Source organism: Bradyrhizobium sp. LMG 9283 (assembly GCF_045571415.1).
GTDB lineage: Bacteria > Pseudomonadota > Alphaproteobacteria > Rhizobiales > Xanthobacteraceae > Bradyrhizobium.
Window position 1 is genome coordinate 384030 of the sequence record NZ_CP120691.1, and the last position, 22981, is coordinate 407010.

Annotated in this window: 20 protein-coding genes and 1 pseudogene; 10 read left to right on the top strand and 11 right to left on the bottom strand. The window is 65.0% G+C overall.

Annotated features, from left to right (window positions below; all coding sequences use genetic code 11):
• Positions 1 to 95 precede the first annotated feature (95 nt).
• Both P6U29_RS01815 and P6U29_RS01820 read right to left on the bottom strand, forming a co-directional pair.
• Positions 96 to 1205 carry a DUF2336 domain-containing protein gene (locus P6U29_RS01815; protein WP_407119578.1) on the bottom strand — a complete coding sequence of 370 codons (1110 nt, stop codon included), beginning with the start codon at positions 1203 to 1205 and terminating at the stop codon, positions 96 to 98.
• Positions 1206 to 1317: 112 nt separating this feature from the next.
• On the bottom strand, positions 1318 to 2019 hold the full coding sequence (locus P6U29_RS01820) for an RluA family pseudouridine synthase (protein ID WP_407116063.1): 702 nt from the start codon (positions 2017 to 2019) through the stop codon (positions 1318 to 1320).
• Positions 2020 to 2077: 58 nt separating this feature from the next.
• Here P6U29_RS01820 and ftsY point away from each other — a divergent pair, with 58 nt between their 5' ends.
• Positions 2078 to 3025, top strand: a complete 948-nt coding sequence (ftsY, locus tag P6U29_RS01825; RefSeq protein ID WP_407116064.1) for a signal recognition particle-docking protein FtsY — start codon at positions 2078 to 2080, stop codon at positions 3023 to 3025.
• Positions 3026 to 3028: 3 nt separating this feature from the next.
• Positions 3029 to 3631 (top strand): septation protein A, encoded by a 603-nt coding sequence (locus P6U29_RS01830; protein ID WP_407116065.1) that lies wholly within the window; start codon positions 3029 to 3031, stop codon positions 3629 to 3631.
• 136 nt (positions 3632 to 3767) lie between these two features.
• On the opposite strand, the gene P6U29_RS01835 is transcribed toward P6U29_RS01830, so the two are convergent.
• The 4 genes from P6U29_RS01835 to ccmB form a co-directional block, all read right to left on the bottom strand.
• Positions 3768 to 4361, bottom strand: coding sequence for a DsbE family thiol:disulfide interchange protein (locus tag P6U29_RS01835; RefSeq protein WP_407116066.1), 594 nt, complete (start codon positions 4359 to 4361; stop codon positions 3768 to 3770).
• Positions 4358 to 4543, bottom strand: coding sequence for a heme exporter protein CcmD (gene ccmD, locus P6U29_RS01840; RefSeq protein ID WP_407116067.1), 186 nt, complete (start codon positions 4541 to 4543; stop codon positions 4358 to 4360). The genes P6U29_RS01835 and ccmD overlap by 4 nt, the downstream gene beginning before the upstream one ends.
• Entirely contained in the window at positions 4540 to 5325 is a 786-nt protein-coding gene (locus tag P6U29_RS01845) for a heme ABC transporter permease (protein ID WP_407116068.1), read from the bottom strand. Before P6U29_RS01845 ends, ccmD begins: the two co-directional genes overlap by 4 nt.
• A 75-nt stretch (positions 5326 to 5400) precedes the next feature.
• Positions 5401 to 6069, bottom strand: coding sequence for a heme exporter protein CcmB (gene ccmB / locus P6U29_RS01850; RefSeq protein ID WP_407116069.1), 669 nt, complete (start codon positions 6067 to 6069; stop codon positions 5401 to 5403).
• A 128-nt stretch (positions 6070 to 6197) separates the two neighbouring features.
• Between ccmB and P6U29_RS01855 the strand changes: the two genes are divergently transcribed.
• Positions 6198 to 7385, top strand: a complete 1188-nt coding sequence (locus P6U29_RS01855; RefSeq protein ID WP_407116070.1) for an IS481 family transposase — start codon at positions 6198 to 6200, stop codon at positions 7383 to 7385.
• Positions 7386 to 7576: 191 nt separating this feature from the next.
• Here the strand turns inward: P6U29_RS01855 and ccmA are convergent, their stop codons facing one another.
• Positions 7577 to 8179 carry a heme ABC exporter ATP-binding protein CcmA gene (ccmA, locus tag P6U29_RS01860; protein ID WP_407116071.1) on the bottom strand — a complete coding sequence of 201 codons (603 nt, stop codon included), beginning with the start codon at positions 8177 to 8179 and terminating at the stop codon, positions 7577 to 7579.
• Positions 8180 to 8420: 241 nt separating this feature from the next.
• On the opposite strand from ccmA, the gene acnA reads away from it, so the two are divergent.
• The 3 genes from acnA to P6U29_RS01875 all read left to right on the top strand — a co-directional run bounded on the left by acnA (position 8421) and on the right by P6U29_RS01875 (position 13075).
• Positions 8421 to 11141, top strand: coding sequence for an aconitate hydratase AcnA (gene acnA, locus P6U29_RS01865; RefSeq protein ID WP_407116072.1), 2721 nt, complete (start codon positions 8421 to 8423; stop codon positions 11139 to 11141).
• A gap of 231 nt (positions 11142 to 11372) precedes the next feature.
• Entirely contained in the window at positions 11373 to 12149 is a 777-nt protein-coding gene (locus P6U29_RS01870; RefSeq protein WP_407116073.1) for a DUF1223 domain-containing protein, read from the top strand.
• A 557-nt stretch (positions 12150 to 12706) separates the two neighbouring features.
• Positions 12707 to 13075, top strand: coding sequence for a DUF2794 domain-containing protein (locus P6U29_RS01875; RefSeq protein WP_407116074.1), 369 nt, complete (start codon positions 12707 to 12709; stop codon positions 13073 to 13075).
• A gap of 113 nt (positions 13076 to 13188) precedes the next feature.
• Here P6U29_RS01875 and P6U29_RS01880 read toward each other — a convergent pair whose 3' ends face one another.
• A complete protein-coding gene (locus P6U29_RS01880) occupies positions 13189 to 13719 on the bottom strand; it encodes a GNAT family N-acetyltransferase (protein WP_407116075.1) in 531 nt (176 codons plus the stop codon).
• Between the two features lie 164 nt (positions 13720 to 13883).
• Between P6U29_RS01880 and P6U29_RS01885 the strand changes: the two are divergent.
• Positions 13884 to 15049: pseudogene (locus P6U29_RS01885) on the top strand (IS110 family transposase).
• Positions 15050 to 15643: 594 nt separating this feature from the next.
• On the opposite strand, the gene P6U29_RS01890 reads toward P6U29_RS01885, so the two are convergent.
• The 3 genes from P6U29_RS01890 to P6U29_RS01900 form a co-directional block, all read right to left on the bottom strand.
• Positions 15644 to 16435 (bottom strand): Bax inhibitor-1/YccA family protein, encoded by a 792-nt coding sequence (locus P6U29_RS01890; RefSeq protein ID WP_407116076.1) that lies wholly within the window; start codon positions 16433 to 16435, stop codon positions 15644 to 15646.
• A 270-nt stretch (positions 16436 to 16705) separates the two neighbouring features.
• The gene (locus P6U29_RS01895) at positions 16706 to 19276 is read right to left on the bottom strand and encodes an ABC transporter permease (protein WP_407116077.1); all 2571 of its coding nucleotides are present in this window, start codon (positions 19274 to 19276) and stop codon (positions 16706 to 16708) included.
• Positions 19273 to 19995: an ABC transporter ATP-binding protein gene (locus P6U29_RS01900; RefSeq protein WP_407116078.1), complete on the bottom strand. Its 723-nt coding sequence runs from the start codon at positions 19993 to 19995 to the stop codon at positions 19273 to 19275. The genes P6U29_RS01895 and P6U29_RS01900 overlap by 4 nt, the downstream gene beginning before the upstream one ends.
• Positions 19996 to 20050: 55 nt before the next feature.
• On the opposite strand from P6U29_RS01900, the gene P6U29_RS01905 reads away from it, so the two are divergent.
• The 3 genes from P6U29_RS01905 to zapE all read left to right on the top strand — a co-directional run bounded on the left by P6U29_RS01905 (position 20051) and on the right by zapE (position 22768).
• Entirely contained in the window at positions 20051 to 20686 is a 636-nt protein-coding gene (locus tag P6U29_RS01905) for an arylesterase (protein ID WP_407116079.1), read from the top strand.
• A gap of 174 nt (positions 20687 to 20860) precedes the next feature.
• Positions 20861 to 21397, top strand: a complete 537-nt coding sequence (gene thpR, locus P6U29_RS01910) for an RNA 2',3'-cyclic phosphodiesterase (RefSeq protein WP_407116080.1) — start codon at positions 20861 to 20863, stop codon at positions 21395 to 21397.
• Between the two features lie 183 nt (positions 21398 to 21580).
• A complete protein-coding gene (gene zapE, locus P6U29_RS01915) occupies positions 21581 to 22768 on the top strand; it encodes a cell division protein ZapE (RefSeq protein WP_407116081.1) in 1188 nt (395 codons plus the stop codon).
• The last annotated feature ends 213 nt before the right edge of the window (positions 22769 to 22981 follow it).

Here is a 22981-nt window from a genome sequence, read left to right on the forward strand (position 1 = left end):
CATTGAGAGAGAGTTACGCGCGGAGAGATACCCCTCACCCGTCTCGCCGCTATCGCGGCGAGCCACCCTCTCCCACAAGGGAGAGGGGAAGAGCCTTACGATGCCCGCACCTGCCAGAACCGCAGCGTGCGCCGTGCGTTCTCTGTGGTCATTCTCGCAAAATGGCCCTGCGCCCTGGCGATGTCCGCGGGCTTCATCGCACCTGTCGCGAAGCGGCTTTCGAGCACGGCCACGGTCGTCTCCCAGCTGAGCTGCGCGGCCTTGCACGGCACCAGCAGACCGTCCTCGCGGAGACTCTGCATCAGCGGGCGAATCACCTCGACGGTCGAGCCGGACAACGCCGCTAGGGCCGCCACCGTCTCCTCATAGCGCCGCTGCCTGGCGAAGCCGAACAACGTCGCCTCATCGAGCTGGCCGGTCGCCTTGAGATTCGCAATCGCGCGCTTGGCGCCTTCGAAATCGCGAACGCCTGACATCTCGCGCGCGACGCCCACGGTGACGGCTGCGATCGCGCTCTGGATTTCTTCGAACAGATGCGGCGGGGCGCGCGACAATAGGCGGGTGCGCACGGCATCCGTCGCCGAGCGCAGCAATTGGCGCCGCAGCTCCGATGGCAGATCGACGCGGACGCCGACGCTGACCGCGAGCTCCGGATCGCTTTCCGCCTGGCCGACGATGATGGCAAATCCGCCTCCGGAGACGCGTGCGCCGGGATTGGCCGCGAGCCGCCGGCTGACGCTGGGATAGCGGCGCGCCAGCAGCGCATCGGTGACGATCTCCTTCAGCCACCAGCGGCCGGCGACCGCGAGCAGATGCGGCTCGCCCTTGGCTGATGCGATCTTCACCAGCTCGCCATCGTCGAGACGCGCGGATTCCTGCAGCACGGGACCGGCGATGCGGATCTCGTCATTGTTGGCGAGCCGGCGGATCACGGACGGCGGAGCCTGCGCGATCGGCGCGAGCTGCGCGCTGGTCTCGGCGAGCGCCACGCGTGCGCCCATATCGGCGATGGCGCGCAGCTCGATGGTGCCGATCAGGCGCTCGAGCACGTCGTCGAACAGCGCGATCTGCTCGTCGTCGAAATTGCCGGCGGAAGACAGGAACAGGTCGGTGACGCGCCGGGCCGTCTCCAGCCCCTTTTCCGGCGAGCCCATCCGAATCGCGGATTCGACCTCGTCGATGATCGATAGCCCGGCCTTGGTCATCACGCGCGGCTCGTCCTGAGCGGTTACGGAAGCTTTTTCTAAGCAACCGTTATCATTAGAGGCGAGCGCTGAAGGTTTGGTAAAGCATGGCCGGACCGGGCGAAGACGGCGTCTACTCTCCGTTCCACCCGCAAGCCCTGAGCTTTTCATGCATATGCGGCGGGGCCGGAGCGACCACGCGGATCGGTTCCTTGTTCCGGGAGATCGGCACCACGATCTCGCGGGAATGCAGGTGCAGCTTCGGCTCGCCGAAGCGCGGGCCGTTGCCGTAAATGTTATCGCCGAAGATCGGCCAGCCGCTCGCGGCCGAATGCACCCGCAATTGGTGGGTCCGCCCGGTCACCGGTTCCATGGCGAGCCAGGTGAAACCGTCGCCCCGGCCCATCACCTTCCAGTTGGTGATGGCCTTCTGGCCTTCGGGGTCGGGCTTCTGCCACCAGCCGCGTTCGGCATTGAGCCGGCCAAGCGGCATGTCGATCGTGCCTTCATCTTCGGCAGGGCCGCCCTCAACCACGGTCCAGTAGGTCTTGCCGATCTTGCCGTGCTTGAACAGCAGGCCGAGCGATGCGGTCGCCTTGCGATGCCGGCCGAGCACGAGGCACCCCGAGGTGTCCTTGTCCAGCCGGTGGGCCAGCACCGGCGGCCGCGGCAGGCCGAAGCGCAGCGCGTCGAAGGAGGCTTCCAGGTTCGGCCCGCCCTTGGGGCCGCGATGCACCGGCAGGCCGGCCGGCTTGTCGATCACCAGCATCAGCCCGTCGCGATGAAGCACGCGCGCCAGGATTTCGTCTGATGTCAATTCGGGAACATCGAGCAAGGATAACGACTTTCGGTCAAGACTTTCGTTTACAGGCCGGAACGGCTAACACGCCACCATGAACGATACCACCTCCGACACCCCCAAACTGAGCTGGTGGCGCCGCCTGTCCAACGGGCTGAAGCGCACGTCGTCCTCGCTCGGGACTGCGGTCGCCGACCTCGTCACCAAGCGCAAGCTCGATCGCGCCATGCTCGACGACATCGAGGATGTGCTGCTGCGCGCCGACCTCGGCACGCAAGTCGCGGTGCGGATTGCCGACGCCGTCGGCGCGGGACGTTACGACAAGGCGATCTCGGCGGACGAGGTCAAGGACGTCGTCGCGACCGAGGTCGAGAAGGTGCTCGCGCCGGTCGCAAAACCGCTCGAGATCGACACGGCCAAGAAGCCGTTCGTCATCCTCGTCGTCGGCGTCAACGGCTCCGGCAAGACCACCACGATCGGAAAGCTCTCGCAAAAATTTGCATCCGAAGGCCGCAAGGTGATGCTCGCCGCCGGCGACACGTTTCGCGCAGCGGCGATCGAGCAGCTGAAAGTCTGGGGCGAGCGGACGAAGACGCCTGTCATCGCCGGCGCGCAAGGCTCGGATTCGGCGAGCCTTGCCTTCAACGCGCTGACGGCGGCGAAGGAGCAGAACATCGACGTGCTCCTGATCGACACCGCCGGCCGCCTGCAGAACAAGGCCGAGCTGATGAACGAGCTCGAGAAGGTCGTGCGCGTGATCCGCAAGGTGGATGCGACCGCGCCGCATGCGGTGCTGCTTGTGCTCGATGCCACCGTCGGCCAGAACGCGCTGTCACAGGTCGAGGCCTTCCATCGCACTGCCGGCGTCACCGGTCTCGTGATGACTAAGCTCGACGGCACGGCGCGCGGCGGCATTCTGGTGGCGCTCGCGGAGAAGTTCAAGCTGCCGGTGCATTTCATCGGGGTCGGCGAAGGCGTCGACGATCTCGCGCCCTTCACCGCACGCGACTTCGCCCGCGCGATCGCCGGAATCGAAAGCTGACGAATGGACAAGACCCAGCCGCATCCGCTGTTCAAGCTTGCGACCGAGCTCGGTCCGCTGCTCGTGTTCTTCTTCGTTAATGCGAAGTTCAATCTGTTCGCCGCGACCGGCGCCTTCATGGTTGCGATCGTGGCGGCGATGGCCGCCTCCTACGTGGTGACGCGCCACATCCCGATCATGGCGATCGTGACGGGCGTGATCGTGCTGGTGTTCGGCACGCTGACGCTGGTGCTGCACGACGAGACCTTCATCAAGGTCAAGCCGACCATCATCTACGGCCTGTTCGCCGCGATCCTCGGCGGCGGCCTGCTGTTCGGCCGCTCCTTCATCGCCGTGATGTTCGACCAGATGTTCAACCTGACGCCGCAGGGCTGGCGCATCCTCACGCTGCGCTGGGCGCTGTTCTTCGCCGGCCTGGCGGTGCTGAACGAGATCATCTGGCGCACCCAGAGCACGGACTTCTGGGTGAACTTCAAGGTGTTTGGCGTGACCACGCTGACCATGATCTTCGCCATCGCCCAGATGCCGCTGACCAAGCGCTACGGGATCGCGCCAGCGTCGCTGGAAGCGAGCGAGGCGGAAGCGGGGGATGTCAGGAAGGGGTAGGTCTCGTGTCCCGGACGCGCGAAGCGCGAGCCGGGACCCAGGCTCTCTCCAGCAGCGCCATGGTGGTGACATGGGCCCCGGCTCTGCAGCGCATCGATGAAGGATCGCTGCGCAGCGTCCGGGGCACGAGACCGCTCTACGACCCCGCCTTCAACGCCTTCTCCAGCTGCGGCATCAACACCGTCCGCAGATTGTCCGGCGTGATCGGGCCGACCAGCTTGTAGACGATGGTGCCCTCGCGACTGACGACGAACGTCTCCGGCACGCCATAGACGCCCCATTCGATCGAGGCGCGGCCGTTGGCATCGACGCCGACGCGGCCGAACGGGTTGCCATAGCGGCCGAGGAAGCGGCGCGCGTTGTCGGCGGCGTCTTTGTAGTTGATGCCGACCAGCTGGAAGCGCTTGTCCTTGGCGAGCTCGGTCAAGAGCGGGGCCTCGTCATGGCACGGTACGCACCAGGACGCCCAGACGTTGACCAGGCTGACCTTGCCCTTGAAGGCGGCGGGATCGAGCCCCGGCACCTGCGTGCCGTTGTCCTGCAATCCCTCCAGCGGCGACAGCATCGTCTGCGGTGCGGGCTGGCCGATCAGCGCCGAAGGAATTCGCGAGGGATCGCCGCTGCCGAGCCTGAACCAGAACAGCAGCGCGAGACCGAGGAAGGCGATCAGCGGCAGCGCCATCAGGAAGGTGCGCCGCTGCGGCGGAGCGGAGCTCGACTGATCGCTCATTGCGGCTCCGTCGCGCTGCGGCCCGACCGGCGGGTGATGCCGCGCTGCTCCAGCTCGCGCAGGCGCTGCGTCTGGCTGCGATAATCGAGCATGACCCAGCCGATCAGGATCACGATCACGAGCGCGGCACCCGCGTAAGACGCCACAATGAAGGACGCGTAAGGACCGAGCGACATGATCACGCTGCCCCTTTTGACACGTTTTCTTGATGCGAGCCGGTGCCCAACTCGCTCGAGAACGCGACGCGGCTGGCCTGCATCATCTGCAGCGAGCGGACGCGGCGGCGCAGGATCTCGTTGCGCATCGCCGCCAAATGCAGCGTGACGAACAGCAGCGTGAAGGCGATCGCCATCACCAGCAGCGGAATCAGGAAGGATTTGTCGAGCGTCGAGCCGCCCATGCGCATCACCGACGCCGGCTGGTGCAGCGTGTTCCACCAGTCGACCGAGAACTTGATGATCGGCAGGTTGATTGCGCCGACCAGCGTCAGTACCGCCGCGGCGCGCGCCGCGCGCGAGGGATCGTCGACCGCGCGCCACAGTGCCATCAGGCCGAGATACATCAGGAACAGGATCAGCACCGAGGTCAGCCGCGCGTCCCATTCCCAATAGGTGCCCCACATCGGCCGGCCCCACAGCGAGCCCGTGAGCAGCGCGAGGAAGGTGAAGGCGGCGCCGATGGGTGCGGCCGCTTTCGCGGCGACGTCGGCGAGCGGATGCCGCCACACCAGCGTGCCCAGCGAGGCAATGCTCATCACGCCCCAGACGAACATCGACAGCCAGGCATTGGGCACGTGGATGAACATGATCTTGACGGTCGCGCCCTGCTGATAGTCGTCTGGCGCGTAGGCGGATTGATAAAGGCCGATGGCGAGCAGGATGACGGTCGCACCCGCCAGCCACGGCAACACCCGCGCTGTCAGCGCGAGGAACCGCGTGGGGTTGGCGAGGTCGATCAGCGACATAGTAACCTGATAATCACCGGGGGCTGCTCACGCAATCAGCATAAAAGTGGGCAGCGAAAGTTGATGGGGTCAAGGTCAGTCCAGTCCATGCCGCAGGCTCGCTGCTGCCGCGAACGGGCCGATCACGAGGCTGACCAGCGACAGCGCGCACAGGATCGAGAACGGTGCGCCGAAGGTCATCGGGCCGACGATCACCGCCTGTGAGGCCGCGACGCCGAAAATCAGCACAGGAATCGACAACGGCAGTACGAGAACGGCCATCAGCAATCCGCCACGGTGCAGCGTCACCGCCAGCGCCGCACCGATCATGCCGGTGAAGGTCAGGGCCGGGGTTCCCGCAAGCAGCGTCAGCGCCACCGCACCGGTCGCGACCATGTCGAGGTTGAGGAAGAGGCCGAGCACGGGGGTTGCGACAATCAGCGGCAGGCCGGCGGCCAGCCAATGCGCCAGCGCCTTGGCGGCGCAGGCGAGTTCCAATGGGGTACGGCTCATCGTGATCAGGTCCAGCGAGCCGTCCTCATGGTCGGCCATGAACAGCCGGTCCAGGGTCAGCAGGCTCGCCAGGAGCGCGCCGAGCCACAGGATCGCCGGTCCCAGCCGCGACAGCAGCGCCAGATCCGGCCCGACCGCGAACGGCATCAGCACCACCACGGTGAGGAAGAACAGCACCCCGATCAGCGCCCCGCCGCCAACCCGGAGCGCGATCCTGATGTCTCGGCTGATCAGGGCGGACAGGGCGGTCATGGGGTGCTCCCAACGTACCCCAGGCGCGGTGCGCTCCCTCCCCCGCCTGTGTTCGGACCGGGGACATAGTGGACGGGTGTTCGGAGACATCGTGGACACTTTCGGCAGCGAATCAAGGAGGCTGTCGGATGCCGTTCCGCGAGGTATCTCGGATGGACGCGAGATTGGAGTTTGTGATGTTGGCCTCGGAGGAAGGAGCCAATGTTCGGCAATTGTGTCGTCGGTTCGGCATCAGCCCGACGACCGGCTACAAGTGGCTGGAGCGATGGCAATCGGCCGGGATCAATGGGCTTCAGGAGCAGTCGCGTCGACCGCAGCGTTCGCCGGCGCGCAGTGTTGCGGCGATCGAGGATGCCGTGCTCTCGGTGCGAGCCGAGCATCCGGCTTGGGGTGGGCGCAAGATCGCCAGGCGACTGAAGGATCTGGGGCGGGACGCCGTTCCGGCGCCTTCGACGGTCACGGCGATCTTGAAGCGACATGGGATGGAACTGGGCAAGTTCGGCGGCGGTTCGCCCGCCTTCACCCGTTTCGAGCGGTCGCGGCCGAACGAGTTGTGGCAGATGGACTTCAAGGGCCACGTGGCCTTGCATGTCGGCCGGCTTCATCCGCTGACCGTGCTCGACGATCACTCGCGCTTTTCGGTGGCACTGGCGGCGTGCGCCGACGAGCAGACCGAGACGGTCAGGCAGCATCTCATCGCGGCTTTCCGCCGTTACGGCCTGCCCGAGAGACTGATCACCGACAACGGCTCGCCCTGGGGCGACGGTCCGGGCAGCCCATTCACCCCGCTCGGGGTTTGGCTGATCGAGCATGGCATCAAGATCAGCCATTCGCGGCCCTATCATCCGCAGACCATGGGCAAGGACGAACGCTTCCACCGTAGCCTCAAGGCCGAAGTGTTGTCGGCTCCTTCCTTCACCGATATTGCCGCCGCCCAGCGTGCTTTCGAGCGATGGCGCACGGTCTACAACACGCAACGGCCGCACGAAGCGCTCGAGCTCGCCGTGCCGGCCAGCCGCTATCAGCCGAGCCCGCGCGACTATGTCGAGACCGTCGCACCCTTCGAATACGCACCAGGCGACGCCGTGCGCCGCGTCCAACAGGGCGGGCACGTCAGCTTCCTCGGCCGCAACCTCAAAGTCCCCAAGGCCTTCCGCGGCAAAGCAGTCGCGTTCCGGCCAACCACACAAGACGGCGTCTTCGACGTCGTCTTCAGAACCCAGCTCATCGCAACCGTCGACATCCGGCCTCTCGACGGAACGACCGAAAGTGTCCACGATGTCTCCGAACACCCGTCCACTATGTCCCCGGACTGAACAGCCTGCGGGGGAGGGCTGGGGAGAGGGTGTCTCGACAACGAAGACTCCCCTAGAGGAGAGAACCCTCACCCGGCGCTGCGCGCCGGCCTCTCCCGCAAGCGGAAGAGGCGAGGGAGCCCGCGGCGACGGCTGCGTCCCGGGTCCGAGAGCAGCGCCTGGCCGTTCGAAAAGCTGAGGGTCCCGACGCATCACGCCATCCCCCCGATCCGCAGCTCCCGCGATTCGATCCCCAGCGGCGAATGGGTCGCCGCGATGATCATCCCGCCTCGCGCCAGATGCTCCCGCATCAGCCCGCCGAACATCTCCTGGCCGGCGACATCCAGCGCATTGGTCGGCTCGTCCAGCAGCCAGATTGGCCGTCGAACCGTCAGCAGCCGGGCCAGCGACAGCCGGCGGCGCTGGCCGGCGGACAGGAAAGCCGCGGGCAGATGGGTGGTGTGGTCGAGGCCGACAATGGCGAGGCTTTCAGCCACATCGCTGCGCTCGCCGCCCAGGAAATCAGCCCAGAATGACAGATTTTCAGCCACGCTCAGCGCCGGCTTCAGGGCGTCGCGATGGCCGAGATAGTGGCACTGCTCGGGCAGCGTCATGTCGGCGTCGCCCCCGTCCAGTACGATCGTGCCGCCGGCCGGAACGAGAAGGCCGGCGATCAGCCGCAGCAGCGAGGTCTTGCCTGAGCCGTTGCGGCCGACCACCGCCACAGCTTCGCCGGAGAGGGCCTCGAAATCGAGCCCAGCAAACACCTCGCGGCCGCCGCGCACGCAGGTGATCCCTCGCCCGGACAGCTGCATTTTGCCTGGTATCAACCCGTCCAAGGCCAGGCCTCAGGAAATCTTGGGGTAGCGCATGGGAATTTTTGGCTCGCGGATTGCTGCGGCACGATAGTGGCTGTGGCGGCGCGGTTAGAAAGCTTCTATAAGCCCGGAACTACTTGATGCAGCAACTCAACCTGCCCCAGCAAGCGGCCCAGCCTGATACGCTGACGGTGTTAAGATACCCTGCCGGGTATAACTAACAATTGGGATTTCCTACATGACCTCGCTCGACAGCTTCAAATGCAAAAAGACCCTCAAGGTCGGCGCCAAGACCTATGTCTATTACAGCCTGCCTACAGCCGAGAAGAATGGTCTGAAGGGAATTTCGAAACTTCCCTATTCGATGAAGGTCCTGCTCGAGAATTTGCTGCGCAACGAGGACGGCCGCTCGGTCAAGAAGGAAGACATCGTTGCGGTCTCGAAATGGCTGCGCAAGAAATCGCTGGAGCATGAGATCGCCTTCCGCCCGGCGCGCGTCCTGATGCAGGACTTCACCGGCGTGCCCGCGGTGGTCGACCTCGCCGCGATGCGCAACGCGATGCAGAAGCTCGGCGGCGACGCCGAGAAGATCAACCCGCTGGTGCCGGTCGATCTCGTCATCGATCACTCCGTGATCGTGAACTTCTTCGGTGACAACAAGGCCTTCGGCAAGAACGTCGTCGAGGAGTACAAGCAGAACCAGGAGCGCTACGAGTTCCTGAAGTGGGGCCAGAAGGCGTTCTCGAACTTCTCCGTGGTGCCGCCCGGCACCGGCATCTGCCACCAGGTCAACCTCGAATATCTAGCCCAGACGGTCTGGACCAAGAAGGAGAAGATGACGGTCGGCAAGAAGACCGGCACCTTCGAGGTCGCCTATCCCGATTCGCTGGTCGGCACCGACTCCCACACCACCATGGTCAATGGTCTCGCCGTGCTCGGCTGGGGCGTCGGCGGCATCGAGGCGGAAGCCTGCATGCTCGGCCAGCCGCTGTCGATGCTGCTGCCCAACGTCGTCGGCTTCAAGCTGAAGGGCGCGCTGAAGGAAGGCGTCACTGCGACCGACCTCGTGTTGACCGTGACGCAGATGCTGCGCAAGCTCGGCGTCGTCGGCAAGTTCGTCGAGTTCTTCGGCCCCGGCCTCGACCACCTTTCGGTCGCCGACAAGGCGACCATCGCCAACATGGCGCCCGAATACGGCGCGACCTGCGGCTTCTTCCCGGTCGACGCCGCCGCGCTTGACTACCTCAAGACCTCCGGTCGTGCCTCGGCCCGCGTCGCGCTGGTGCAGGCCTATGCCAAGGCGCAGGGCCTGTTCCGCACTGCCAAGTCGCCCGATCCGGTGTTCACGGAATTGCTGACACTGGACCTCGGCGACGTCGTGCCGTCGATGGCCGGTCCGAAGCGTCCCGAAGGCCGCATCGCGCTGCCCTCGGTGGCCGAAGGCTTCTCGCTCGCGCTCGCCAGTGAATACAAGAAGGCCGAGGAGCCGGCGAAGCGTTTCTCGGTCGAAGGCAAGGACTTCGATCTCGGCCATGGCGACGTCGTGATCGCGGCGATCACCTCCTGCACCAACACCTCGAATCCCAGCGTGTTGATTGGTGCGGGCCTACTCGCGCGTAACGCGGCGGCCAAGGGCCTGAAAGCGAAGCCGTGGGTGAAGACCTCGCTCGCCCCGGGCAGCCAGGTCGTGGCCGAGTATCTCGCTAATTCCGGTCTCCAGAAGGATCTCGATAAGGTCGGCTTCAACCTGGTCGGCTTCGGCTGCACCACCTGCATCGGCAATTCCGGTCCGCTGCCCGAGGAGATCTCGAAGTCGATCAACGACAACGGCATCGTCGCTGCTGCCGTGCTCTCCGGTAACCGCAACTTCGAAGGTCGCGTCTCGCCGGACGTGCAGGCGAACTATCTGGCCTCGCCGCCGCTGGTCGTTGCGCACGCGCTCGCCGGCAGCGTCACCAAGAACCTCGCCACCGAGCCGCTCGGCGAGGGCAAGGACGGCAAGCCGGTGTACCTGAAGGACATCTGGCCGACGGCCAAGGAGATCAACGCCTTCATGAAGAAGTTCGTGACCGCGTCGATCTTCAAGAAGAAGTATGCCGACGTGTTCAAGGGCGACACCAACTGGCGCAAGATCAAGACGGTCGAGAGCGAAACCTATCGCTGGAACATGTCTTCGACCTATGTGCAGAACCCGCCTTACTTCGAAGGCATGAAGAGGGAGCCGGAGCCGGTCACCGACATCGTCGAGGCGCGCGTCCTCGCCATGTTCGGCGACAAGATCACCACCGACCACATCTCGCCGGCCGGTTCGATCAAGCTCACCTCGCCCGCCGGCAAATATCTCAGCGAGCACCAGGTGCGCCCCGCCGATTTCAATCAGTACGGCACGCGTCGCGGCAACCATGAAGTCATGATGCGCGGCACTTTCGCCAACATCCGCATCAAGAACTTCATGCTCAAGGGCGCGGATGGAAACATCCCTGAGGGCGGTCTGACCAAGCACTGGCCCGACGGCGAGCAGATGTCGATCTACGACGCCGCGATGAAGTACCAGCAGGAGCAGGTGCCGCTGGTGGTGTTCGCCGGTGCCGAATACGGCAACGGCTCCTCGCGCGACTGGGCCGCCAAGGGCACGCGTCTGCTCGGCGTGCGCGCCGTGATCTGCCAGAGCTTCGAGCGCATCCACCGTTCCAACCTGGTCGGCATGGGCGTGCTGCCGCTGACCTTCGAGGAAGGCACCTCCTGGCAATCGCTTGGCCTGAAGGGCGACGAGAAGGTGACCATCCGCGGCCTCGTCGGCGACCTCAAGCCGCGCCAGAAGCTGACCGCGGAGATCGTCTCCGGCGACGGTTCGCTGCAGCGCGTTTCGCTGCTCTGCCGCATCGATACGCTGGACGAGCTCGACTACTACCGCAACGGCGGCATCCTGCACTACGTGCTGCGCAAGCTCGCGGCGTAAGCGCGAATTTGTGAACGATGGCTCACTGCGAAGTGAGTAGAAGCCCTAGCGAAGGCGGCCTATCAAAGGCCGCCTTCGCGCGTTTGCGGTACGCTTCAGATGGGCCCGCCCGGCGGAAAACCTCCCTTGGAGGGTTGCCTGGACGGACGAATGTACCGCGCCCCGTAAGACTACGGTGACCATCCGGCGATAAGATTTCTCTCTCACGAGCAATGGTGTGCAGCGTTCGACATGACGACAATGACGGCTTTTCATCCGGTTTCACGTTGGTCCAATGCCCTCTGGTCGGGAGCTCTCGGCATCTGTGCGATCATCGCCGTCATCCGTCCCGCCGAGGCTGATCCCCGCGCCGTTGTCGAATTGTTTACCTCGCAGGGCTGCTCGTCCTGCCCGCCCGCCGACCAGATCATCGGCGATCTCTCCAAAGATCCATCGGTCATCGCCCTGAGCATGCCGATCGACTATTGGGACTATCTCGGCTGGAAGGACACGCTGGCGGATTCGCGGTTCTCTGCACGGCAACGTGCCTATTCGCGCATGCGCGGCGACCGCGAAGTTTACACACCGCAAGTCGTCGTCAACGGCTCCACGCATGTGATCGGCAGCGACCGCGCCGGCATCGAGAGTGCGATCGGCAAGACCGACAAGGGCGCCGGTGTGATGAGCGTGCCGGTGACGATGTCGCTCTCGGGCAAGCAGATCAACGTCTCGGTGGCCGCAAGCAAGGAGCCCACGGTCTCGCACGGCGAAGTCTGGATCTGCTCGATCGCCAAGTCGGTGCCGATCGCGATCAGCCGCGGCGAGAATCGCGGACAGCAGGTCACCTATCACAATGTGGTGCGCAACCTGCTCAAGGTCGGCGATTGGACCGGGCGTCCGGAAAGCTGGACGGTGCCGATCGAGAACCTCACGCGCGACGGCGTCGACGGCGCGGTGGTGTACGTCCAGGACGGCAGCCGTGAGAAGCCGGGCCCGATGCTGGGCGCGGCGTACACGTCCCTGCACTGACACTGATTTTTAGCGCCGCACTCTGCTCTCAATCCTCATGGTGAGGAGCGCGCTTTTGCGCGCGTGGCGATGCTGCGCATCGCCGCGAGAACCATGCAAGACCCCGCTGATGCAGCTGGGGAGAGAAACTTCGCGCGGATGTTTGGAGGAAACGTCGCTCGGCGCCGGAAACATCCCGACACAAACCAAAAAGGACCAACTTGCGTTGGCCCTCCTTGCCGTGCGTACAGACCCGATCCTGTTCGACCCCGGGGGGCTGGGGGCTGAGGAATCCGGAACCGAAAGGACCGGGTCAACGCACGTGATTCTTTTCGCAATGCAGGGCGGCAGGCGCTTGGCGGAAAAGCGGCGAGACTAAGATTCTTGAGCACGATCCCGTGACGGTTTGCCGCGACAGAGTTCCACCATTGCGTGTGTCCCGATTCACAGCCGATTCGAGCGGTTGAACCCCTTGCGGTGCGGAACGGTTGGCGCGATCATGCAATTGTCATGAACGCGGTTCCGGGGACGGTTTTCGCGGATGCGGTTCATTGCAGTGCGATGAGGAGGCGCTTCCCATGAATCTGATGTCGGAGGATGCCGATCCGAGCGAGCAGCGCGCGGCGGCGCGCCCCGCCGCGAATGCGCAGCCGAACCGGGTGACGTTCAACCGGCTCGAGCTGCATCGTATTCTCAATCTCTATGGCCGCATGGTCGCCGACGGCGAGTGGCGCGATTACGCCATCGACTTCCTGAAGGACCGCGCCGTGTTCTCGGTCTATCGCCGCGCCTCGGAAGTGCCGATCTATCGCATCGAGAAGGATCCGCGGCTCGCGCGCAAGCAGGGCATGTACAGCGTGATCTCGGCGACCGGCCTGATCCTGCGCCGCGGCCATGAGCTCGAGCGCGTGCTGCTGGTGATCGATCGCAAGCTGGCGGTGGTGTAGCCGCGCGACTGGTGCCGTAGGCTGGGCAAAGGCGCATCGCGCCGTCCCAACGACCCCTTCCGTAATCGCTTCTGAGGGTGGGCACGCTTGCGCTTTGCCCACCCTACGAGAGCTTACTTCCCTGGCACCGTCGTTGCCCCCTCGCCGAGGTCGCGCTGCATCATCACCGTGTCCAGCCAGCGGCCGAATTTCAGCCCGACATTGGGATGCGTGCCGATCATCTTGAAGCCGGCCCTGGTGTGCACGCCGATTGATCCGGCATTGGCGGAATCGCCGATCACCGCGATCATCTGGCGGAAGCCGCGTGCCTCGCATTCGGCGATCAGCCGCTCCAGCAGCAGAGAGCCGACACCGCGGCGGTGGAAGGAGGGATCGAGATAGATCGAGTTCTCCACCGTAAAACGATAGGCCGGCCGCGGGCGGTAGGCGCCGGCATAGGCATAGCCGGCCACGCGCCCGTCCAGCATGGCGACGAAATAGGGATAGCCGCCGTCGATCAGCGCACGATAGCGGCGCGTCATCTCGGCAAGGTCGGGCGGCTCCAGCTCGAACGTCGCGGTGCCCTCGCGGACGGCCTGTTGGTAGATGGCGGTAATGGCGGGAAGGTCGGCCTCGGTCGTAGGCCTGATTTCAGGTGCGGACATGTCGGGAAGATTAGAACCTTCCCGCGGCCGCTGGAAGGGCCTCGGCGCATCCCCATACTCCGTCATTGCGAGGAGCCCTTGCGACGAAGATTCCATGGGGAGTGGATAGCGACCGGGTCTGAGGCCAGACTGAGGTTGCTGAAGCACTCAACCTGGAGACAACGATGTTGCTCGATCATCTTTCCGACGGACTGGCCGCTATCCGGACGCAGATTGGCGCAATTTTTGTGTCATTGGAACTGAGCCGTTCGACCTGGCTGGTTACATCGCTGTCGCCCGGCAAGGGCGAGAAGATGTCCAAACACAGCGTGAAGGCCGGCGCTATTGCGGAGCTTTTGAAGCTCTTTGCAGCGCTGAAGCGTAAGGCACAGGCGCGAACGGGCGAGAGTTATCCGATTATCACCATCCAGGAGGCGGGGCTGGATGGGTTCTGGCTTCACCGCACTCTGCAGTCGGAGGGCGTCGAGAGCTACGTGGTCGATCCGGCCTCGATCGCGACGCCGCGCCGGCGCCGGCGGGCCAAGACGGACCGGTTGGACGGCGAGACGCTGTTGCGGTCGCTTCTGGCCTACAAGCGCGGCGAGCCACGGGTCTGCGCGATGGTCGTTGCCCCCTCTCCGGAAGAAGAGGACCGCCGCAGGCTTTGCCGGGAGCGGCGGACCTTGATCGCGGAGCGGATCGTGCATGTGAACCGGATCAAGGGTGTTCTGTTTGCGCAAGGGATATTCGACTACGTGCCGCTGCGGCGCGATCGACGGACGCGGCTTGAGGCCTTGCGCACGGGGGACGGGCGGCTGCTGCCGGCGCATTTGAAGGCGCAGATCAGCCGCGAGCTCGACCGGCTCGAACTTCTGCTCGACCAGATCGCGGCGGTAGAGCGCGAGCAGGATGCATTGCTGGCTGCAAGCCGACCAGCAGGCGAGAAGGCTGCATCGAACCCGGTCGCGATGCTGCTCGACTTGAAGGGCCTGGGCCCGAACTTTGCTGCCATTCTCTGGTCGGAGGCCTTCCACGTCAGTTCACCAACCGCCGCCAGGTTGCGTCCTATGCCGGTCTTGCGGCCACGCCATGGCGCAGTGGCGGCATTGAGCGTGAGCAGGGCGTGTCGAAGGCCGGCAATCCGCGCCTGAGAACCACGATGATCCAGCTCGCCTGGCTGTGGATACGTCATCAGCCTCAATCGGCTCTGACCCAGTGGTTCAAGGCCAACAGCCAGCGCGGCCGCAAGCGCACAATCGTGGCACTGGCGCGCAAGCTGCTCGTGGCCCTGTGGAAATACGTGACCGCCGGCGTCGTGATCGAGGGAGCCGTGGTGAAGCCCGGCGCCTGACACCACGCCTCTCAGCCTCAAAACCAATCCGCCGAGGTTGATCAGCCTCGGCCGATCCGGGTGGACGAACCGATGGATTGCATGGCTTCAAACGCCGTAACGAAGAAGGGTCTCGTCCTCTCGAGCCTGCCCGCCGCAAGCGGAATGTTGGTGCAGTCGCCACCGCGCAACGACCGAATGTGAGTTTGATCTGGCATGCAAACCAGATTGCCAAAACCGGCTCGACCCTTGGATCGCCAACCATAGGAGTAGTTCACGCCGCACTTCCCGACCTAACAAGCCTGAAGGCGTGCTCGCTCAGGTCAAGACCAAGCCGCTTCGCGGCGGCCCTCACGGGCCGGTCTTGACCTGATCTGCGCGCGCCATCCGAAAAGTTCCGCGGTCGGGACGAAGAGCTGGCCTGCAATCGAACAAAGAGCTGATCATAAATCTTGACACATCAAATCCCCATGTGAGCAATCCAGAGTCTCACCGCGGAGACAGGCTGGATTGCTTCGCTGCGCTCGCAATGACGGCGTTTGTAGAGGTAGCCCGGCCCAAACAAAAACCCCGGCCTCTCGGCCGGGGTTCGTGTCGTTCGCTCGGGTCTATCGCTTAGTCGCGCTGGCCGAGGAGCTGCAGCAGCAGCGTGAACAGGTTGATGAAGTTCAAGTACAGCGACAGCGCGCCGGTGATGGCCGCACGCTCTGCGATGTCACCGCCGGCCGAGGCGTAGCCGTAGATGTAGTCGTTCTTCAGCCGCTGGGTATCCCAGGCGGTGAGGCCCGCGAACACCAGCACGCCGACCACCGACACGATGAACTGCAGCATCGAGCTGGCCAGGAACAGGTTCACCAGGCTCGCGATGATGATGCCGATCAGGCCCATGAACAGGAACGAGCCCATCCCGGTCAGGTCACGCTTGGTGGTGTAGCCGTACAGGCTCAGCGCACCGAAGGTCGCCGCGGTGATGAAGAACACCCGCACGATCGAGGTGTGCGTGAACACCAGGAAGATCGACGACAGCGAGATGCCCATCAACGCCGCGAACACCCAGAACAGGATCTGGGCGGTCGAGGGTGCCAGACGGTTGATGCCCGCCGAGATCACGAACACCATCGCGAGCGGCGCGAGCATGAACAGCCACTTCAGCGGGCTGACGAACATGGCGTAGCCGAACGGCGTCAGGAACAGCTTGCCGACGCGGACCGCTTCCGGGGTCGGAACGTCGGTCACGGCGGCCATGTAGACGCCGAGCGCGGCAAGGCCGGTGACGGCGAGGCCGATGCTCATGTAGTTGTAGATGCGCAGCATGTAGGCGCGCAGGCCGGCATCGACCGTCGCGGCGTCAACACGCCCGGCGGCCCTGCCGAAAGGAGAAGCGTAGTTACGGTCTAGGTCCGACATGGTCGAATTCCCGTTGGTTGGTCCGGTCCGGCATGAGGGTCGCCATGCCGCCGGTTCGTCAAATTCTATCTCGGATACCGGTGCCAGCCGACTAAATTTTGGCTAACAATCGGGGCTCCGAACCCATTCGATATGTGGGAAACTAACACATTCGCTGCAACCGTCCACGCGCGGCCGAATGTCGCCCTCAGCCACAATCCAGACGAGCGGCCGTGGTTAATCGTAGGATTCGTGCGATTTCGCTAAGGCGCCGCCACCCGCTACATTTTGTCACAAATTCCGCAACACCGTTGCTGGCTTTTTGTTCAACGCCAGGAGCGTGCCGGCGAGCCCGAGCCCGACGGTGACGACCAGGGCGGCCGCGACCACGCCGGCCGCGCTGCCGGCCTGCCAGACGAAGCTCAGCGTCATCAGCCGCGTCACGATCATCCAGGCCGCGATGCTGCCGGCGATCACGCCGAACACCGCGGTGGCGAGCCCGATCAGGAGGTATTCGAGGGCATAGGCGCCGAGCAGCCGCAGCCGCGTCGCGCCCAGGGTCTTCAGGATCACCGCATCATAGACCCGGTGACGGTGGCCGGCGGCGAGCGCGCCGCCCAGCACCAGGATCGCCGAGATCAGGGTCACGGCGCTGGCACCGCGGATCGCCAGCGCCAGATTGGTCACGACCGAGCCGACCGTCTCCATCACCTCGCGCACGCGCACGCTCGTCACCATCGGGTAGGCGTCGGCGACCTCCTTGATGATCTTGCCGTCGCCTGCCGCATTTCCGGCCGTCTCCGTCAGCGTCGCGATATGGGTGTGCGGCGCGCCCTTGAAGGCGTTGGGCGAGAAGACGAGGACGAAATTGATGCCCATCCCCTGCCAGTCGATGTTGCGCAGATTGCTGATCTTCGCCGGGATGTCGCGGCCGAGCACGTTGACCACCACCTCGTCCCCGAGCTTGAGGCCGAGCCCGTCGGCGATCTTCTTCTCCATCGAGACCAGCGGCGGGCCGGAATAGTCCGCGCTCCACCACTCGCCCTCGACCACCTTCGAACCCTTCGGCAGTTCGGCTGTATAGGTCAGGCCGCGGTCGCTCTGCAGCACCCATTCGGAATCCGTGGTCGGCTTGAGCTCCTCGGCGCGCACGCCGCGTGCGGCGACGATGCGGCCGCGCAGCATCGGCACATCCTCGACCTTCGCGCCTGGCGCGATCTGGCGCAGATAGCCGTCGAACTGCTCGGCCTGCGCGCTCGGAATGTCTATGAAGAAGAACGAGGGTGCGCGGTCGGGCAGCGCCGCGAGGAACTGCCGGCGCAGATTGCCGTCGATCTGGGTGATGGTGACGAGCACGGCGAGCCCGAGTCCGAGCGACAGCACCACGGACGGCGTCAGCGCGCCCGGCCGGTGGATGTTGGCGATCGCAAGCCGCAGCATCGGCAGCCGCGTCCGCGGCAGCCGCCGCGCGATCGTCATCAGCAGCGCGGCGATGCCGCGCAGCAGGGCGAACACGACGACGGAGGAGGCCACGAACACTGCGGCGATGCGCTTGTCGAACGAGAGACCGATCACGACCGCGATGAGCAGGGCGATCACGACACCCATGAACACGAGATAGCTCGCGCGCGGCCGGTGCCATTCGGAGCTGATGGTGTCGCGGAACAGCGCCGCCACCGGCACGTCATGCACGCGCCCGAGCGGCCACAGGCCGAAGGCGAGCGCTGTGAGCAGGCCGTAGACGAAGGACAGCGCGAGCTCGTCGGCATGCACCGCCGGCACCACCGGTAGCGGCAAGAGCTTGCCGAACAGCCCGACGATGGCGAAGGGCATAGCGGCGCCGAGCGCAAGACCGATCATCGATCCGATCGCGGCCAGCAGGATCACTTGCGCCAGATAGATGCCGAAGACGTCGCGTCCGGTCGCGCCGACGGCCTTGAGGGCCGCGATCACCTCGAGCCGGCGGTCGATATGGCTCTTCACGGCATTGGCAACGCCGACACCGCCGACCAGCAGCGCGGCGAGGCCGACCAGCGTCAGGAACTGGGTGAAGCGGTTGATGTTGCGCTCGAGCTGCGGCGAGGCATTGGAGCGGCTGCGGATCTCCCAGCCGGCCTGCGGCGCGGCGCTCCGCGCATCCGCGATGAAGGCCTCGGTCGCGCGCTCGCCGTTGGCGGTGTCAGGCAGCTTCACCCGGTAGACCCAGCGCACCAGGCTGCCGGGCTGGATCAGCCCGGTGGCGCGCAAGGCCTCCTCGCTGATCAGGAAGCGCGGGCCGAAGCCGATGCCGCCGGCGAGCTTGTCGGGCTCGGCTTCGACGGTCGAGCGGATCTGGAACGTTGCGGACCCGATCGTGACGCGGTCGCCGGTCTTGAGCGAAAGCCGCGCCAGCAGCGTCGGGTCGGCGGCGGCGCCGAACGCGCCGTCACGCATCGCGAGCAGATCGGCCATCGGCAGCGGCGGTGCCAGCGTCAGCTGGCCCAGCATCGGATAGGTGTCGTCGACGGCCTTCATCTCGACCAGCGCGAGCTTGCCATCGGACGCGCGCGCCATGCCGCGCAGGGTCGCGGCGGTCGAGACCGTGCCGCGCGAGCGCAGGAAGGCGACCTCCTCCGGCTTGGCCTCGCGCTGGAACAGCACGAAGGAGACGTCGCCGCCAAGCAGTGTGCGGCCTTCACGGGCGAGACCATCGCTCAGGCTTGCGGAGACCGAGCCGACGCCGGCAATCGCCATGACGCCGAGCGCGATGCAGGCGATGAAGACATAGAAGCCGCGCAACCCCCCGCGCAATTCGCGCAGGGCGTAACGCAACGACAGCGCGACGCCGCCCGGCTTCGCGAACGATTCGACTGCTGCGCTCATGCCGGCGCAGACTGCGTGTCGATGCGCCCGGAGCGCAGGCGGATGACGCGATCGCAGCGATGCGCCAGCGAGGAATCGTGCGTCACCAGCACCAGCGTCATGCCGCGCTCGGCATGCTTGGTGAAGAGCAGGTCGACGATCTGCTTGCCGGTTGTTTCATCGAGATTGCCGGTCGGCTCGTCGGCAACGAGGATGGCGGGATCGGGCGCCAGCGCGCGGGCCAGCGCAACGCGCTGCTGCTCGCCGCCGGAGAGCTGCGTCGGATAGTGATGCAGGCGATCGCCGAGCCCGACCGATTGCAGCTCCTGCGCCGCGCGCTTGGCGGCATCGGGATTGCCGGCGAGCTCGAGCGGCACGGCGACGTTCTCGAGCGCCGTCATGGTCGGGATCAGGTGGAAGGACTGGAAGACGATGCCGACCTGGCGGCCGCGAAAGCGGGCCAGCGCGTCCTCGTCGAGGGCATTGAAAGCCGTGCCATTGACCACCACCTCTCCACTATCAGGACGCTCCAGCCCCGCCATCACCATCAGCAGCGTGGATTTGCCCGAGCCTGACGGGCCGATCAGGCCGATCGTCTCGCCCGAGGCGACGCGCAGGCTGATGTCCTTGAGGATATGAACGCGTGCCGCGCCCGTGCCCAATGAGAGATTGACGTTGGAGATGGCGATGGTGTCCATCGCGGTCGTGGCGAGCGAAGAGGGTTCAATGCGCGTGTCCATGGTCCGGTCATATGGCAACTCCGCACGCGGGGTCGAGAGGCGTTACGGATTGTTCATGCACATAGCCGTGTTGATGCTCGCCTTGATGACGATTGCGCCCCCCGCTTGGGCGGGCGCAACAAAACCGGTCAAGCTTGTCGTTCTCGGCGATTCCTTGAGCGCCGGTCTTGGCCTTCCGGCCCAGGAGGCGTTCCCGCAAAAGCTTCAAAAAGCCTTGCAGACCAAGGGCATAGAGGTCGACATGACCAACGCCGGCGTGTCCGGCGACACCACCTCCGGCGGCCGCGATCGGCTCGACTGGTCGGTGCCCGATGGAACCGATGGCGTGATCGTCGAGCTCGGTGCCAACGACGCGCTGCGCGGCATCGATCCCGACCTGACGCGCGCCGCGCTGACCGAAATCGTTCAGCGCCTGAAGGCGCGCAAGATCGCGGTGATGCTGTGCGGCATGCTGGCGCCGCCGAATTACGGCGCCGACTATGCCGCGCGCTTCAATTCGATTTATCCGGATCTGGCGAAACAATTCGACGTACCGCTCTATCCGTTCTTCCTCGATGGCGTCGCGGCCGACGCCAAGCTCAACCAGGCCGACGGCATTCATCCGACGGCGGCCGGCGTTGACATCGTCGTCGGCAGGATCATGCCTACGGTGGAGGCATTCATTGGCACGATCGCTGAGCAGCGGCGTTGAAAAGCAGGCAGCGCCAACCCTAATTCCCAGGGATTTGCGGGGGTGAGGCGGGCCAAGCTTCGCAGAGTCACACAACTGCGATAGGAATCAGGGTACCGGTGATTCGTCGCCGGCTCTAATTTGGATATGGTCCTTAGCTCGAGGGCTGTACCCAAGCATCGGGAGTGCGAAACGATGCCGCGTTTGTTCACGGGTCTGGAAATTCCGGCCGAGATCGGCCAGTCGCTTTCCAACTTGAGGGGTGGCCTCCCGGGCGCCCGCTGGATCGATCCCGAAAATTATCACGTCACCTTGCGCTTCATCGGCGATATCGACGGCGCTTCCGCCAACGAGATCGCCTCGATGCTGTTTCGCGTCGACCGCAAGCCGTTCGAGGTCAAGGTGCAGGGCCTCACCAGCTTCGGCGGCCGCAAGCCGCGCGCGGTGGTCGCCACCATCGTGCCGAGCAAGCCGCTGATGGAATTGCAGGCCGAGCTCGAACGCATGATGCAGCGGATCGGCCTCGATCCGGAGGGACGCAAGTTCATCCCGCACGTGACGCTCGCCCGGCTGCACGACGCCTCCGACCGCGACGTCGCCGACTATCTCTCGCTGCGCGGCTACTTCCCGAGCAAGGCCTTCATGGCCGAGCGTTTTGTGCTGTTCTCTGCGCGCGCATCCACGGGCGGTGGCCCGTATGTGGTCGAGGACGCCTACGAGCTGTGTGAATAGCGCATCTCTCCTGCCCCGGCCGCAGAGCCGGGGCCCATCGCTGCACGATCGATGTACGAAATAGTGGGTCCCGGCTCTGCGCAGCAGCGTTGCACGCTGCAGCGCGTCCGGGACACGAAACCGCATAGCTCTGGCTTCAATTCACGGCTTGCAATTTGCCGCGGTCTCTGGCGGTAAAGGGCTATGCTCTCGACCCCCAGTTCCCCATTCAGCGAAGCGTACCAGGCCGAGATCGCGTCCGGCGCGATCGAGCCCGATGCTGCGCAGGCCGAGGTCGCCGAGGCCTATGCGGCGCTCGACCAGCGGCTCGCGACCTACAAGCCGCAGCGCAAGCAGGGCCTGCTCAGCCGCCTGTTCAGCAGTGGCGATAAGGATGATCCGCCGCGCGGGCTCTACATCCATGGCGAGGTCGGCCGCGGCAAGACCATGCTGATGGATCTGTTCTTTCAGTACTCCTCGGTCGAGCACAAGCGCCGCGCGCATTTCCACGAATTCATGGCGGATGTGCATGAGCGCATCTACGATTATCGCCAGAGCATCGCGCGCGGCGAGATCGCCGACGCCGACGTCATCGCGCTGACCGCAAATGCGATCTTCGAGGAGAGCTGGCTGCTCTGCTTCGACGAATTCCACGTGACCGACATCGCGGATGCGATGATCCTGGGGCGCCTGTTCGCGAAATTGTTCGAGCTCGGCACGGTCGTGGTCGCGACCTCCAACGTCGCGCCCGACGATCTCTACAAGGGTGGCCTCAACCGCTCGCTGTTCCTGCCCTTTATCAAGCAGATCACCGACCACATGGACGTCGCGCGGCTCGATGCGCGCACCGACTTCCGGTTGGAGAAACTGCAGGGCGTGCCGATGTGGCTGACACCGGCGGATGGCGATGCGGACGCCGCGCTCGACCGTGCCTGGAAGCGGATGTCAGGCGGCGCCCAATGCAGGCCACGCGACATTTCGATCAAGGGCCGCATCCTGCACGTGCCGTGCTCGGCCCACGGCGTGGCGCGGTTCTCCTTCGCCGATCTCTGCGAGAAGCCGATAGGTGCATCCGATTACCTCAGGCTGGCGCACGACTATCACACCATCCTGGTCGACCATATTCCAGTGATGGACTTCTCCCAGCGCAACGCGGCCAAGCGCTTCATCACGCTGATCGACACGCTCTATGACAACGCCGTGAAGCTGATGGCCTCGGCCGACGCCAATCCGATCTCGCTCTACCTCGCCACCGAGGGGAACGAGGCCAACGAGTTCAAGCGGACCGCCTCGCGCCTGATCGAAATGAGCTCGGAATCCTATCTGGCGCTGCCTCACGGCCGCAAGGATTCCACGGCCAGTGGCTCGACCAAGGGCCTGGTGGAGACTTAAGTCCTATTTCGCTAGCGCTGTCATTCCGGGGCGCGAAGCGAACCCGGAATCCCGAGATTGTCGCGCGAGATTCCGGGTTCGTGCTCCGCACGCCCCGGAATGACAGGGCTGCGTGCCCGAGGCGTCGGCAAGCCCGACAAATGGGCATTCACCGACTTGAACGGGGGAGGCGAAAGGGATAACCACCCGTCTCAGTTTTCCCCTCCTTACGTG

What these genes read in the sequence shown, in the direction of transcription:
- P6U29_RS01830 (WP_407116065.1), top strand. Translation starts at nt 3,029, where the DNA reads ATGGACAAGACCCAGCCGCATCCGCTGTTCAAGCTTGCGACCGAGCTC.
- P6U29_RS01890 (WP_407116076.1), bottom strand. Translation starts at nt 16,435, where the DNA reads ATGTCGGACCTAGACCGTAACTACGCTTCTCCTTTCGGCAGGGCCGCC.
- thpR (WP_407116080.1), top strand. Translation starts at nt 20,861, where the DNA reads ATGCCGCGTTTGTTCACGGGTCTGGAAATTCCGGCCGAGATCGGCCAG.
- zapE (WP_407116081.1), top strand. Translation starts at nt 21,581, where the DNA reads ATGCTCTCGACCCCCAGTTCCCCATTCAGCGAAGCGTACCAGGCCGAG.
- P6U29_RS01815 (WP_407119578.1), bottom strand. Translation starts at nt 1,205, where the DNA reads ATGACCAAGGCCGGGCTATCGATCATCGACGAGGTCGAATCCGCGATT.
- P6U29_RS01880 (WP_407116075.1), bottom strand. Translation starts at nt 13,719, where the DNA reads ATGTCCGCACCTGAAATCAGGCCTACGACCGAGGCCGACCTTCCCGCC.
- P6U29_RS01905 (WP_407116079.1), top strand. Translation starts at nt 20,051, where the DNA reads ATGCACATAGCCGTGTTGATGCTCGCCTTGATGACGATTGCGCCCCCC.
- P6U29_RS01875 (WP_407116074.1), top strand. Translation starts at nt 12,707, where the DNA reads ATGAATCTGATGTCGGAGGATGCCGATCCGAGCGAGCAGCGCGCGGCG.
- P6U29_RS01895 (WP_407116077.1), bottom strand. Translation starts at nt 19,276, where the DNA reads ATGAGCGCAGCAGTCGAATCGTTCGCGAAGCCGGGCGGCGTCGCGCTG.
- P6U29_RS01900 (WP_407116078.1), bottom strand. Translation starts at nt 19,995, where the DNA reads ATGGACACGCGCATTGAACCCTCTTCGCTCGCCACGACCGCGATGGAC.
- ccmA (WP_407116071.1), bottom strand. Translation starts at nt 8,179, where the DNA reads ATGCAGCTGTCCGGGCGAGGGATCACCTGCGTGCGCGGCGGCCGCGAG.
- P6U29_RS01835 (WP_407116066.1), bottom strand. Translation starts at nt 4,361, where the DNA reads ATGAGCGATCAGTCGAGCTCCGCTCCGCCGCAGCGGCGCACCTTCCTG.
- ccmB (WP_407116069.1), bottom strand. Translation starts at nt 6,069, where the DNA reads ATGACCGCCCTGTCCGCCCTGATCAGCCGAGACATCAGGATCGCGCTC.
- ftsY (WP_407116064.1), top strand. Translation starts at nt 2,078, where the DNA reads ATGAACGATACCACCTCCGACACCCCCAAACTGAGCTGGTGGCGCCGC.
- P6U29_RS01870 (WP_407116073.1), top strand. Translation starts at nt 11,373, where the DNA reads ATGACGACAATGACGGCTTTTCATCCGGTTTCACGTTGGTCCAATGCC.
- P6U29_RS01855 (WP_407116070.1), top strand. Translation starts at nt 6,198, where the DNA reads ATGCCGTTCCGCGAGGTATCTCGGATGGACGCGAGATTGGAGTTTGTG.
- P6U29_RS01845 (WP_407116068.1), bottom strand. Translation starts at nt 5,325, where the DNA reads ATGTCGCTGATCGACCTCGCCAACCCCACGCGGTTCCTCGCGCTGACA.
- acnA (WP_407116072.1), top strand. Translation starts at nt 8,421, where the DNA reads ATGACCTCGCTCGACAGCTTCAAATGCAAAAAGACCCTCAAGGTCGGC.